The organism is Arthrobacter sp. Marseille-P9274 (genome assembly GCF_946892675.1).
In the GTDB taxonomy this organism is placed as follows: Bacteria; Actinomycetota; Actinomycetes; order Actinomycetales; family Micrococcaceae; genus Crystallibacter.
The window spans coordinates 229,833-242,558 of the sequence record NZ_CAMPOV010000001.1; the positions used below are offsets into that span (position 1 = coordinate 229,833).

A 12,726-nucleotide genomic window follows, 5' to 3' on the forward strand; every position below is an offset into this window, starting at 1 on the left:
CAGGTCTCGTCAGTGCTCACTGAGGAACGCGGTGATCTGCTCGGCCATCTCTGCCGAGTGCGTCCAGTGAAGGTAGTGTCCCCCGTCGAGCACCACGATCTTGTGGTCGCGGACGTTGCGCAGCCGCTCCTCATAGCGCCCGAGTCTGTCTGGGGACATCCCGTTCCCGCGGGCCAGGAACGTCAGCACCGGCAGCTCGTCCGGGTAGGTGAGCCCCCGGACCGCGCCGCCGTTCTGCCCCATCCTGGCCGTCTCCTCGACCACCGCCGGGGTGTCCCAGTTCCAGCTGGCCATCAACCGCATCCGCTCGAGTTCATCCGGGGTAAACGCACTGCCGTCCGGTTCGGCGAGGCCGGGTGCGATCGCTATGGTCCAGCGGACCAGACCGGTAATCGAGAGCAGCCGCCCCCAGTTGAACCCGGGAGAGCTTTCCGCGGCCTGTGCCGCGCCCTGCCCGTGATCATCAGACGGCAACGTCGGGTCGATGCCGATGACGGCCGACACTTCCTCGGGATACTGGTTGGCGTAAGAGAGCATGTAGTAGCCGGCCAATGAATGGCCGGCCAGGACGTAGGGCTCGCCGATTCCCAGCTGGCCGAGCGTTTCGTGCAGCTCGTCGGCGATGTTCTCAACCGTCCGGTCGTCGTCGGCGGCCTGGTCCGCGTAACCATAGCCGAACCCCTCGACCACGACGACGTTGTAGTCGTCCAAAACCCGGATCAGCGGGGCAAAGTCCAGGGTCGGGGGACGGCGTTCCCAGCCCACCCAGCAGCACGATAGTTTCTCCTGGGCCAGCCGAATGATGGACGTTCACGGACCCGCCGCTGATCTGGATCCTCTCCCCGTAGGGTTCGATCGTGGACCGCTCCACATGCTCCAGGGTGAGGTTGGCGGCGGTGGAGAACAAAACCAGCGCCACAGCACCGGCAGCGACGGCCCCGAGCCGGCGGAGCCTCCTGCGGCGGGCTGTACTGTTGGGCGGAGGATTCCTGACGGCCATATGAAGCATCCTCTGTCAGATCAGACGGACGTCCGATCCTGGTGCTACCCCAGTAACCGAACACTAGGGTGCTGCACGACAAGTCAACCGCTTTAGGTCCTCGCGGGCCCCGCGATACTGGATAAGTCGCCTCGGACTTTGAACGGACCCGAAGCGACGGACAGCTTTTCTCCTTGGGGGCGGCCGGAAACGGCCGGGGCTCACGCCCGTGGATTGCAGTCGGAGCGAAATGGCTCGAAGCGAGATGGCCTGGGGAGGCCTGGCTTCGGGCCATTTCGCATTCAGCGATCCGGTGTTTTTGCAAGTCAGCGACCATATTGTCGTCACTGACGGCACGCCACCTGAGACTGGCAGGGCCGCCGGCCTCCGTCCTGGGAGGCGAAGGCATTGTCCCGGGGAAACCGCCCCCAGTACCCGGGGCAATGCCCCTGCCTGCGTACACATGCTTTCTCCAAGACGTGGCCACTAACGTGTGGAGTGGACGGGGAAAGTCGGCCGCGTGGGGGTGCGGCCGGCACAACCCAGCCCAAAGACCGACCCTGTTCAGCAGTGAGCAGGGTCTTTTTCTGTCCCTCGGCCCGCACCGGCGACGTGTCCCTCGCGGGCAGCCGCTTTCCGGCGGAACCATATCGCTAGGATCGCGGTAGTGGTCGAGCTCGTGACCGCAGAGACAGGAGACAGACCCGTGGCGGTATTCAAAGACCAGAGGCAAGTACTGACCGATCCGGCATCGCCGGCGTTCGGCATCGTGTCAACCGCCGCGATCGGCGGACTAACCCTGATTGACCCGGCGAAACTGAGCCCTCAGCAGCTGCAGGCCCTGCGGGTCGCCACCGCGGCGGTGACCGGGCTCTACACCGCTGCCACCATCGGCCGCGGCCGCGTAACGCTGGTGCCCTTCAACCTGGTAGCCGGACTGGCCGCGGGCGCCGCAACCCTGCGCTTTGCCGAACTCACCGAGGCACTGGACGCCCGCGCCATCAGGACTCTGCACGGCGTCGGGGTGACCCGCCGGCGGCCCTGGCTGGCCGCAGGATCGGCCGCATTGACCTTCGCCATGTTCCTCCTCGACCGGGCCGCGGCCCGGCGGCAAGAGCACGAGGCGGTGACCCTCGAGGACCTGGAACAGCTCCGCCCCGTGACACCGGCCGTCCGCGACCTGGCCGAGGGCATCCTGCGGGCCGCCGACGTGCCCGGGGCCGACGCCCTGCTCGCGCAGCTGCAGCAGGCCCAGGAAATCTACTGGGAGGAGGACTTCGTCACGACGGCCCAGTTCAAGGTCCCGGATGGCCTGCCCCGCGCCGTCCCGCACACCCAGGTCTTCCCGGTCACCGCCCGCTTCGAAGCCGAGAACGGTGTCCCTCTGCAGGTGACGCTGCAGGTCTATAACGGCAAGCTTGACCACCTTGCCATCGAAGCGGTGGACGAGACCGAGGAATCAGCCGATGACGTAGTCGATGCCTGGCCCGAGCCAAACGAGGTTCAGTACTTCATCGAAGGCCCCGGCGGCGGTGCCGCGCCCGTGAGCCGCGAACCGGGCACCCTGGCCTGACCGATCCGGCCGTCGGTGTCGACAGGGCTAGTCTGCTGGCTAGGATGCAAGGTGTAACCATCCGTAAGGAGAGGTCCATGCGCACCACATCGATACCCCTGACCGCAGCCTTCGTCCTGATCCTTACAGCGTGCGGCAGCCCGGAGTCGTCCCCGGACGGCGCACCGCAGGAAGCTCCTGCCGCCGCCCCTGAAACCCAGGCCCCCGAACCCAGCCAGCAAATTTTCGGACCAGGAGAGTTCGAGCTGACCACCGCGGACGGGGCCCGGATCACCATGCAGATTCCCTCTGACCCTCCGGCCGACATCGAGGGCTTCCGCAAGGACGTCGGCGCCGACCCCGTCACCTACATGACGGCCCAGATCGACAACCGCAAGGGGTCGACGTCCGTGGGCCTGTACCAGGTCACCCTCTACGATCCGGAGGGCAACACGTACGTCTTCGAGGACGCATCCGTCAGCCACATCGGCGAATGGGGACCCACTTACACCGAGGACTACGAATACCTGCTGTCGGATGGCACGAAGCTGGATGAAGCCACCGGTGAAGCCCTCAACAGCCAGTCCACCGACCTGTACAACAAGTACCTGAACAGCGGCAACGTCGACCCTCTGGCCAAAGGTGAGGCTGTGATGATCGGCGCCTTCGACAAGGTGCCGGAGGAGATCACCGGAGTGGCGGTTGAGGCCTACGGCATGGGAGAACCTGAGCTCGCCGCACCGGCCGACTGAGCGCTCAACCTGAGTTGGGGGTCCTCGGGCACCCGAAATTGGAATCTGGTTTTCGCCTTCGGCGGCAGCAAGACTGGGATAGTCCAGGAACGTTCACCATGGAGATGGGAGCGGCCCCGGACCCGGCCGAATCGGATCCGGCCGGCGCCTCCCTTGCGAGTAGGGAGTCAGGTGTTGCCCCGGAGGGATCCCCCCAGACCGGGGCAACACCCATGCCCGCACATGCTTTTCCCAACCCTTCCCGGTTAGCGTGGGAAACGGACGGGGACGCCGGCCGCGCGTGGGGGTGCGGCCGGCCTTCTTTTTGTCTCCTAGACTTTCCCGCCAAGCGACCGGATGTTCCCCAGCGCCGTCTTCGCGCTGTCCCGGAACGCATCCCGGTCCGCGGCCGCGGCATCCATTTCGGCCTTGTACTCGTTGGCCCGGGCGGTGTCGCCGAATTGGATAGCGATGTCGTACTCGGTCTTCCACTGCCGGTAGTCGCTGTCGGCCAGTGCGGCCTCGCGGGTGAACGAGGAGTAATCGATCGCATACAGGGCGATCAGGTACTGCTTGATCGCGGCGCCTTCGTGCGCACTCGTTGAGCGGATATAGCTCCGGGCGGTATCGTAAGCCGCCTTCACCGGCACCTGGGGTGCACCGTAGGTGCGCTGGGCCCAGTCGATGTCGGCCAGCATCTCGGCCCGGTCGGTCGCGCCCAGGTACTTGAAATAGGTGAACGTCTTCGACGCCTTGCCGGTGGCCGAGGCGACCGTGATGGTCACGTTCTTCTCGGTTGAGGACGCCGGAACGGTCAGGGTGATCCTGGTGCTGGTCTTCTTGAACGGGACCGACTTGCCGGCGACGTAGACGCGGGTGACGTCGTGGAAGTTCTTGCCGGTGACCGCGACGGAACGGGCCTTGCCGACCACGGTGGACGCCGGCGACAGCGCAGTGACGGCCGGCTTGTAGGCGTAGCGGACCGTGACCGTCGCGGGCTTCGACCAGACCTTGCCGGCCCGGCCGGCCACCGAGACCTGGTACTGGGTCTTGCTCGAGGCCACACTCACCTTGCTCAGGGTGAGCGTCCGGGACGTGTTGGCGACCTTCGACCAGGTCTTGGACTTCGGACCCTTCTTGTACCACTGGTACTTCAGTGACGTGCCCCTGGCGGAGACCGAGAGCCTGACCGTAGAGCCGTGCACGGCGGTCTGCGTCTTCGGCTGCGACGTGATGGCGGTCCTGACCGTAGTGGCCGCCTGGATCTGGACGACCGGTGCGGCCTGGGCCGGCTGGACGGCGGCCGCTCCGCCGCCGAGGACCAGTCCCGCGGCAAGCAGGACGGAGGCGAATCGTTTCATGAAAATCCCCAACAGATAGACGCGAAGGTGAAAGTGGTTCAGGCAACAAGCATACGGGGATCGGCGCCGCCGAGTGCTGACTACTCGGCTCGATCGGGTGATGCGTTGCGGGTCAGCAGACACGCCTATCTCTCGGCACGGCTGGGCAATGGCGCACCTTATGCTGCTGTCATGAAAGATCAGCCATTAGCCGTGACGCTGCCGATTGCGGACTGGGCGCTGATAGACGGCACGTTGAATGGTCATGGTGCCCTCGCGAGCTTTGCTGACCCTGCCCTGTCGAAACGGGTTCTGCCGATCCGGCAGGCCGTATGGGCGCAGGTTCCCGGTTGGCCTGACACAGGAGCCACTCCGGACACATGGCCACCCGAGGCCGTCTGCACGGTGCGGATGGACCGTACCCAATGGGAGCTCGTCCTCGACGCGCTCTCGGCTGCGGAGCCGATCAGTCAGTTGATCTCGGAGGACGAATGGCTGCCGAGGGACCAGCGGGCGCTGCACTCGGTGGGCGCGACCCGATCGCGGGAGATTGCAGCAGACCTGCGCAACGCACTCCGGCATACGGAGCAGGAACGGTAGGGCTGAAAGAACGGCACGGTACGGAGACCACACCAGTCACGGACTGAGGGGTGGAGTACTTTATCGAGGCCCCCGAAGGCACCTACTGGTCACATGGCAGGCCTGATCGGGTAGCGGCGCAGGTAGCGTTGTGACAGGGGGATCGCGGCCCATCCCGCACCCCAGATCACTGCGGTCATCCACCAGGACTGCAGGTCCACGAAGACTGTGGGCCCGAAGAGCGTGAATGGCAGCAGCGTCCCGATGAACGCCGCCAGCCCGGTCGCCGCCTTGCGCAGTGCCTGCCGCCAGCGGCGGGAGAAGGACTCGGCAATCAGGGACAGGACTGCGGCCAGGAACCCGCTGCACAGGCCCAGCAGTCCACCGACCACGGCGCCGCCGATGAAGTACGGCAGCGGCGGGACATCTGTGTCGAAGAAGATCTCGGACAGGCCCGCCAGCAGGCTGCCGGTGATAGAGCCGATCGCCAGGCCTAGTACCGCTCCTCGGCCGATCAGCTTCCACCGGCGGTCAGAGGGTGTCATGGCGGGAGTGCGGTCAGAAGTTGATGTCATAGCCGCCGTCGTTGCACATCGCGCTCGAATACGGGCCGGTCGAGGTCTGCTCCTCAACGATCTTTCCGTTAACCTCAATCCGGCAGGTGATAGTGCTGGCATAGGGTCCGGCCATTCCGTCGACCCCGAAGGACCAGACCTTGTAGGTGCCGGAGAAAGCGCCGGCCGGGTACTTCAGCGTCTTGACCAGGTTGTTCTTGGTCGCCGAAGAGTCCTGCGTCTGGCTGGTGGACCCACCGACCATGGTCGTGTAGGTCGCCAGGTCGATAGGCGCATCGGATTCCAGGATGTACCGGATGACCCACTCGTCCTCGTACTTCTTCCGCTCTGCCTCCGCCTTGGCCTCGGCCTTTGCCTCTTCCCTGGCGGCCTTCGCCTCAGCCTTCTTCTTGGCCTCCGCTGCCTTCTCTGCGGCCAGGTCAATCTCGTGCTGCTCCTCCATGTAGGCCCAGTGACGCTTGGTCTCTTCCGATGGCGCGACTGTGATCGCCACCGGAGTGTCCTCTTGCAGGATGAACCCGGACACCGGGTACTGCTCTGTGACCACCCAGGAATCGTCTATTTCGTGCTCCGGCGACGCATTGCGGACCTCTGCACCTTCGATGCTGAAGTTGGAGAACATGGTCCTGACTTCATAGGCGCGACAGTCGGCCAACTGACGGGCTACTCCAAGCCCTTCTTGGGCTAGATCCTTCGAGATTCGGGTGTAGATTGCTGCGCGGGTGGTCGCCGCAGTAGCGTACACGTTTTTTACAACGTGTCGCTTCAGCGGCACTGTTCACCTGCACCACTCGTCGCCGAGGAGAGGGGCTCACTCCTTGAAGATGGCGTCGATGACCTGCTGCGCCCAGTCGAGGATGGCCTGGTCCGCCAGGTCCTTGCCGCCGATGCGGGCGGTCTTGGGCTTCGGGATGAGGATGAAGTCCAGGGCCGGCTTGACCTGCGAGCCGGGATACATCCTGTTCAGGCGCATGACCTTCGACTCGGGCAGGGCCGCCGGGGCGAACTTGATGAAGTTGCCCTGCGTGGCGACATCGGTCAGGCCGACGGCGCGGGCGCCAACCCGGAACCGGGCAACGGCGATGAGGTTCGTGACCGGCTCGGGCGGCATGCCGTAGCGGTCGTTGAGTTCCTCGACCACCTCGTCGATCGCCTCGTTGGTGAGCGCGGAGGCGAGCTTCCGGTAGGCCTCGAGCCGCAGCCGCTCCCCCGGGACGTAGTCGTGCGGCAGGTGCGCGTTGACCGGCAGCTCGATCTTCATCTCGGCGGCCTTCTCCTCGGCCTCGCCGCGGAAGTCCGCCACGGCCTCGCCGACCAGCCGGATGTACAGGTCGAAGCCGACGCCCTGGATGTGCCCGGACTGCTCGCCGCCCAAGAGGTTGCCGGCGCCGCGGATCTCGAGGTCCTTCAGCGCCAGCTGCATGCCGGCGCCGAGTTCGTTGTGCGAGGCCACGGCCTTCAGCCGCTCCAGCGCCACCTCGCCCAGCGGCTTCTCCGACGGGTAGAGGAAGTAGGCGTACGCCCGTTCCCGCCCGCGGCCCACGCGTCCGCGCAGCTGGTGCAGCTGCGAGAGCCCGTAGGAATCGGCCCGGTCCACGATCAGCGTGTTCGCGTTGGAGATGTCCAGCCCGGTCTCGATGATCGTCGTACAGACCAGCACGTCGAACTTCTTCTCCCAGAAGTCCACGATGATCTGCTCCAGCCGCGCCTCGGACATCCGCCCGTGCGCCACCTCCACCCGGGCCTCCGGCACCAGCTCGCGGATATGCGCGGCCTGCCTGTCAATGGAGGACACCCGGTTGTGCACGAAGAACACCTGCCCCTCCCGCATCAGCTCGCGCCGGATCGCGGCCGAGGTCTGCTTGTCCGTGTACGGGCCCACGTAGGTCAGCACCGGGTGCCGCTCCTCCGGCGGCGTCGCCAGCGTGGACGTCTCCCGGATCCCGGTCAGCGACATCTCCAGGGTCCTGGGGATCGGCGTCGCGCTCATCGCCAGCACGTCCACGTTGGTGCGCATCTTCTTCAGCGCCTCCTTGTGCTCCACGCCGAACCGCTGCTCCTCGTCCACGATGACCAGGCCCAGGTCCTTGAACCCGATCTCCTTGGACAGCAGCCGGTGCGTGCCGATCACCACGTCCACCGAGCCGTTCTTGACGCCCTCCAGCGTCTCCTTGGAGTCCTTCGCGGTCTGGAACCGGGACAGCGGCTTCACCCGCACCGGGAATCCGGAAAACCGCTCGGAGAACGTCTCGTAGTGCTGCTGCGAGAGCAGCGTCGTCGGCACCAGCACGGCCACCTGCTTGCCGTCCTGCACCGCCTTGAACGCCGCGCGCACCGCGATCTCCGTCTTGCCGTAGCCGACGTCGCCGGAGACCAGCCGGTCCATCGGGATCTCGCGCTCCATGTCCGCCTTGACCTCGTTGATCGTGGTCAGCTGGTCCGGCGTCTCCACGTACGGGAACGCCTCCTCCAGCTCGCGCTGCCACGGCGTGTCCGGCGCGAACGCGTGCCCCTTCGACGCCATCCGCGCCGAGTACAGCCGGATCAGCTCGCCGGCGATCTCCTTGACCGCCTTGCGCGCCTGGCTCTTTGTCTTCGCCCAGTCCGAGCCGCCCATCTTGGACAGCGCGGGCGCATCGCCGCCCACGTACCGGGTGACCTGGTCCAGCTGGTCCGTCGGCACGAACAGCCGGTCCCCCGGCGCCCCGCGCTTGCTCGGCGCGTACTCCAGCACCAGGTACTCGCGCATCGTCTTGGTCGGCCCCGCGCCGGACGAGCGCTGCACCAGCTCCTTAAACCTCGCGACGCCGTGCTGTTCGTGCACCACATAGTCGCCCTCGGTGAGCTGCAAAGGGTCGACGGCGTTGCGCCGCTTGGAGGGCATCTTCCGCATGTCCCGGGTGCCGGACGCGGTGGTCCGGCCCAGCAGGTCCGCCTCCGTGAGCAGCCCGAGCTTCAGCCCATCGAACACGAATCCCTTGCCCGCGGTCGCCGTCGTAATTTCGATGATCCCGGGCTGCGGTTCCTTCTCCAGCGACTCCACACGCGCGGCGGGGATGTCATTGTCGTGGAAGAGTTCGGCCAGGCGCGAGGCCGGGCCGGGGCCCTCGGTCGCGACCACCACGCGCCACTGGTCGCGCACGCGGGAACCGATAAAGTCCATCATTTCCGCCACGTCGCCCTGGTAGCCGCGCGGTTCGCGGGCCGCGAGGGTGAGCGTGTCGATGTCCAGCACGGTCTCGTCGTCCGGGTTGAAGGTGGTGATGGACCACCAGGAGACGCTGTGCTCGAGCGCCGTGGTGCGCGTGTCCGCGAGCGAACGGAATCCCGCCGTCTCCAGGTCCCCCTGCAGCGCCAGGTCCAAAGGCGCGTCCCCGCCGTCGGACGCGGTGGCCCACGCCGCGGCGAGGAACTCCGCGTTGGTCGCCTCCAGGTCGTGCGCGCGGGCGCGCACCTTTTCCGGTTCAATAACGACGGCGATGCTCGCCTCCGGCAGTTCGCCGAGGAACGGGACCATCGCCTCCACAAGCACCGGCGCGAGCGATTCCATGCCCTCCACCGCGATGCCGCCGGCGATCTTCTCCAGCATGTCCGCCGCGGCCGGCATCTGGTCCTTCAGCTTCGCCGCCTTGCTCATCACGGCCGGGGTGATCAGCAGCTCGCGGCACGGCGGTGCGTACAGCGCCTCCGGATGCTTGATGTGCTCGCCGGACAGCGAGCGCTGGTCGGCCACCGCGAACCAGCGCATCTGGTCCACCTCGTCGCCGAAAAAATCGATGCGGATCGGGTGGTCCTCGGTGGGCGGGAAGACGTCCAGGATGCCGCCGCGGACCGCGAACTCGCCGCGCCGGGAGACCATGTCCACCCGCGCGTACGCCGCCGCGGCCAGCTGCTTCACCACGTCCGTGAACTCGACCTCGTCGCCGACCTTCAGCGAGACCGGCATCAGGTCACCGAGGTCCTTCACCAGCGGCTGCAGCACCGCGCGCACCGGAGCGACGACGACGCGCAGCGGCACCGTGCCCTCCTCGCCGTGCTTCAGCCGGCGCAGCACGGACAGCCGCCGGCCCACCGTGTCCGAGCGCGGGGACAGCCGCTCGTGCGGCAGCGTCTCCCAGCTCGGGAACTCCTCGATCGACTCCGCCGGCAGGTAGCAGCGCAGCCCCGCCGCCAGGTCCTCCGCCTCGCGGCCGGTCGCCGTAACCGCCAGCACCACCGGCGCCCGCCCGCCGTCGGCCGCGCCCCCGTCCAGCCCCTCGACCATCTCCGCCAGCAGCGCCGCCCGCAGCCCGGGAGGCGCGCCGATCTGCAGGTCCTCGCTGCGCTCCCCCGCCGGCCTCGAGGCCTGGGTGCGCACCCGTCCAAAGGACTTGTCCTCGGCCAGCGCGGTCCGCAGTCCATTCAGGCTCATCTTCGTCATCTCCGGGGCGTCGGCGGATTCAGGCAACACGAGAACCCGAAGTTCGTCAGAACCCCGGGATCACGTCCACGAGTTTACCGCCTGCCTCCGACAGTCAAGGCGGCGGCACCCTACCCGAGATGTGAGCCGAGATTTGGGGCGGGGCCTCCGGTGCGGGACGGCTGGTACTGCCCGTCCCGCACCGTGGCTTGCTGTTGTGCCTGCGCGTTTCAGTAATCGCTACTGTGTCCCAGGAAGAGGATGTAGCACTCGCCCCCGCCGCCGTAGGTGTTATTGCAGAGGTCGAGGGCTTCCTTGCTGGCAACGCTCTTGGTTGGGTGCGTCCTCCATGCACGCGGTCCGTTGCTCCAGGAAACCGCTACGGCCAGGTACTCGTTTTTTCCGAGTCCGAAGGGTTCGCAGTCATAGGCCCCATTGGACTTGTTCGCGTTGCAGTGGTCGATTGTCGCGCGGATCAAGCGGCCGGTATCCGTGCCGCTGTAGTAGCCGTGCGAGCCGTTGAGCGCGGACGGAGACAGCGCATACGCGATCCAGCGGTCCGCCTGGACCGAGATGTTCTCCGTCTGTGCTGCCTCAATCTCGGCAGAGGCAGCCACGCCTCCCGTCGAAAAAAGCGCCGCGATTAGGACGGCCAGCAGAATGAGGACGCGCGGCCGTCTTTCGTTTACTGATTTCATCGCTGTACTCCCTTGTGCCCGGTCCCGTCGTCAGTAACGGGACCGGGATCGGAACTTTGCCTCATCAGGGAAGGATGCCCATGCCAACGGATAGGACAAGCTGATAACTGCCGCCGCGTCCGACGGTCAACGGCGGATCGCGCGCGGATGGCTAGTCCGCCGTCAGCATCCGGGCCACGACGTGTTATTCGCTTGCATGCATGTTAAAGACCACGCGGCAGGAATCACCGCCTCCGTAGTACTTGCACCAGGCCACCGCATTCTTGCCCGCATAAGTCGCCGTTGTGCCGGAGCTGTAACCTGCGGGACCGTTCGCCCAGGAAAGAGCGAGGGCCAGGTATGCGTTCACTGCGTAGCCTGCGGAAAGGCAGTCGTAGGTGTTATTCGACTTATGCAGATTGCATAGATCCAGACTGCGGTTAACGGCCCTGTCTTTATCGGACGACCTGACGGAATACCAACCCAGCGTGGACGGGGACCACGCCACTGAAATGTAGCGATCGGCGGCCTGCGTATCCACCGACTGGCTCACGGCCACTCCGACAGGTCCTGCCGCCGGGGCCGGGGCGGCCGTCAAACCAGTCATGGCAAACAGCGACGCCAATGCCAATGCAGCCAAAATGAAGGGCCGGCGAGGCCCGCTTCCAGTTTTCATGATTTTTCCAATCGCTTGCTGTGCTTGGCTGACAACAGCGGAGAGTGCACCTCATGAAAGCGCAAGTCAGGGGCGGGAGCTGATAGAAAGCCAAGTCAGCCACGCAGCCCCTCTGATGATCGGGGGACGCCCGACCACTCCTGTGGCTCGTCGAGCCCGCAAAGGAACGCAAGATTATCAATTGCCGATCCTGAGATGAAGGTACACCCCCTGCGAAAGTCGTCGCACCGGATTGCGAAACAAAAACCCGTACCTCTTTTTGTCCCCTAGCCCCGTCGCAGGTACCAACAGGAGGCATCCGTGGCCTTCCCACCCGCGGTCGCCATGGCGGCCGCCAGGAGGTGGACGACGGCGGGGCGAGGGTGATCATGGACAGGTCGCCATCGGTTTCGATCGCGTCGCCTCCGCCGTTCCGCGCGTGATAGCCGGTGGAGAAGTTCCGGAGGGATGTGGACGCTGGCACCGGTGCCAGCGAGCGCTGCGGTCATCTCCGGGGCGCTCAGGAGTTCAGGCAACATGAGAACCCGAAGTTGGTCAGAACCCCGGGATCACGTCCACGAGTTTACCGCCTGCCTCCGACAGTCAGTGCGCGCGCCATCAACCTACAACCCCGGTTCGAAGACATAACGTCACTGTTACATGTAACATTTTTGGTATGGCAGTTCGGGAGAGGGTCAGCGAATATCGACGGCGGATGCGCGAGCAGGGCTATCGCCCGGTTCAAGTCTGGGTGCCGGACGTCCGCACCGAACAGTTTGCAGCCGAAGCACACCGGCAATCGTCCGCCGTCGCGGACGCCGGACGGAACACCGACGATCAGGACTTCATCGAAGCCGTGTCGGTTGAGTGGGACGAGTGAATCGCGGCGATATCTGGACGGTCGCTGGGGGCGTCTATGCAACTAAGCCGCGTCCTGCGCTCATCATTCAAGACGACCGCTATGACGCGACTGACTCAGTCACGGTCCTGCCTCTGACCACGTCCGAAGTCGATGCCCCCTTGCTCCGGATCGGACTTCAGCCCACGCCGACCACCGGCCTCCAGGGTGCCAGTTTCATCATGATCGACAAGCTCACGACGGTCCGCCGCTCCAACGTTCAGGAGCGCGTCGGGCGCCTCCCTGCAGCCCAGCTCGTTGAGGTTGAACGTGCCCTGATGGTATTCCTCGGGCTGGCGGACTGACCTCTCAGGCTGCCGTGACGCGCCCCTTCTGACGCA

General features: G+C 65.8%; 12 protein-coding genes. 5 read left to right on the top strand and 7 right to left on the bottom strand.

Annotated elements, in window-relative coordinates; genetic code table 11:
- Window positions 1-9: 9 nt before the first annotated feature.
- Entirely contained in the window at window positions 10-765 is a 756-nt protein-coding gene (locus OC550_RS01050; protein ID WP_262103460.1) for an alpha/beta hydrolase, read from the bottom strand.
- Window positions 766-1,685: 920 nt separating this feature from the next.
- Here OC550_RS01050 and OC550_RS01055 point away from each other — a divergent pair.
- A complete protein-coding gene (locus OC550_RS01055) occupies window positions 1,686-2,552 on the top strand; it encodes a hypothetical protein (protein WP_262103461.1) in 867 nt (288 codons plus the stop codon).
- 77 nt (window positions 2,553-2,629) lie between these two features.
- Entirely contained in the window at window positions 2,630-3,283 is a 654-nt protein-coding gene (locus OC550_RS01060; protein WP_262103462.1) for a hypothetical protein, read from the top strand.
- Between the two features lie 311 nt (window positions 3,284-3,594).
- Here the strand turns inward: OC550_RS01060 and OC550_RS01065 are convergent, their stop codons facing one another.
- Window positions 3,595-4,623: an IPT/TIG domain-containing protein gene (locus OC550_RS01065; protein ID WP_262103463.1), complete on the bottom strand. Its 1,029-nt coding sequence runs from the start codon at window positions 4,621-4,623 to the stop codon at window positions 3,595-3,597.
- A 171-nt stretch (window positions 4,624-4,794) separates the two neighbouring features.
- On the opposite strand from OC550_RS01065, the gene OC550_RS01070 reads away from it, so the two are divergent.
- Window positions 4,795-5,202 (top strand): hypothetical protein, encoded by a 408-nt coding sequence (locus tag OC550_RS01070; RefSeq protein WP_262103464.1) that lies wholly within the window; start codon window positions 4,795-4,797, stop codon window positions 5,200-5,202.
- Between the two features lie 89 nt (window positions 5,203-5,291).
- On the opposite strand, the gene OC550_RS01075 is transcribed toward OC550_RS01070, so the two are convergent.
- From OC550_RS01075 to OC550_RS01095, 5 genes are all read right to left on the bottom strand, one after another.
- A complete protein-coding gene (locus OC550_RS01075) occupies window positions 5,292-5,726 on the bottom strand; it encodes a hypothetical protein (RefSeq protein ID WP_262103465.1) in 435 nt (144 codons plus the stop codon).
- Window positions 5,727-5,739: 13 nt separating this feature from the next.
- On the bottom strand, window positions 5,740-6,378 hold the full coding sequence (locus OC550_RS01080) for a hypothetical protein (RefSeq protein ID WP_262103466.1): 639 nt from the start codon (window positions 6,376-6,378) through the stop codon (window positions 5,740-5,742).
- Window positions 6,379-6,567: 189 nt separating this feature from the next.
- Complete coding sequence (gene mfd / locus OC550_RS01085; RefSeq protein WP_262103467.1) at window positions 6,568-10,167, bottom strand: transcription-repair coupling factor; 3,600 nt, start codon at window positions 10,165-10,167, stop codon at window positions 6,568-6,570.
- 218 nt (window positions 10,168-10,385) lie between these two features.
- Window positions 10,386-10,853 (bottom strand): DUF4189 domain-containing protein, encoded by a 468-nt coding sequence (locus OC550_RS01090; protein ID WP_262103468.1) that lies wholly within the window; start codon window positions 10,851-10,853, stop codon window positions 10,386-10,388.
- A 184-nt stretch (window positions 10,854-11,037) separates the two neighbouring features.
- Window positions 11,038-11,508, bottom strand: a complete 471-nt coding sequence (locus OC550_RS01095) for a DUF4189 domain-containing protein (RefSeq protein WP_262103469.1) — start codon at window positions 11,506-11,508, stop codon at window positions 11,038-11,040.
- A 655-nt stretch (window positions 11,509-12,163) separates the two neighbouring features.
- Here OC550_RS01095 and OC550_RS01100 point away from each other — a divergent pair.
- Entirely contained in the window at window positions 12,164-12,367 is a 204-nt protein-coding gene (locus OC550_RS01100; protein WP_262103470.1) for an antitoxin MazE family protein, read from the top strand.
- Window positions 12,364-12,690, top strand: a complete 327-nt coding sequence (locus OC550_RS01105) for a type II toxin-antitoxin system PemK/MazF family toxin (protein WP_262103471.1) — start codon at window positions 12,364-12,366, stop codon at window positions 12,688-12,690. Before OC550_RS01100 ends, OC550_RS01105 begins: the two co-directional genes overlap by 4 nt.
- Window positions 12,691-12,726 lie beyond the last annotated feature (36 nt).

What these genes read in the sequence shown, in the direction of transcription:
- OC550_RS01060 (WP_262103462.1), top strand. Translation starts at nt 2,630, where the DNA reads ATGCGCACCACATCGATACCCCTGACCGCAGCCTTCGTCCTGATCCTT.
- OC550_RS01070 (WP_262103464.1), top strand. Translation starts at nt 4,795, where the DNA reads ATGAAAGATCAGCCATTAGCCGTGACGCTGCCGATTGCGGACTGGGCG.
- OC550_RS01075 (WP_262103465.1), bottom strand. Translation starts at nt 5,726, where the DNA reads ATGACACCCTCTGACCGCCGGTGGAAGCTGATCGGCCGAGGAGCGGTA.
- OC550_RS01100 (WP_262103470.1), top strand. Translation starts at nt 12,164, where the DNA reads ATGGCAGTTCGGGAGAGGGTCAGCGAATATCGACGGCGGATGCGCGAG.
- OC550_RS01065 (WP_262103463.1), bottom strand. Translation starts at nt 4,623, where the DNA reads ATGAAACGATTCGCCTCCGTCCTGCTTGCCGCGGGACTGGTCCTCGGC.
- mfd (WP_262103467.1), bottom strand. Translation starts at nt 10,167, where the DNA reads ATGAGCCTGAATGGACTGCGGACCGCGCTGGCCGAGGACAAGTCCTTT.
- OC550_RS01090 (WP_262103468.1), bottom strand. Translation starts at nt 10,853, where the DNA reads ATGAAATCAGTAAACGAAAGACGGCCGCGCGTCCTCATTCTGCTGGCC.
- OC550_RS01080 (WP_262103466.1), bottom strand. Translation starts at nt 6,378, where the DNA reads ATGTTCTCCAACTTCAGCATCGAAGGTGCAGAGGTCCGCAATGCGTCG.
- OC550_RS01095 (WP_262103469.1), bottom strand. Translation starts at nt 11,508, where the DNA reads ATGAAAACTGGAAGCGGGCCTCGCCGGCCCTTCATTTTGGCTGCATTG.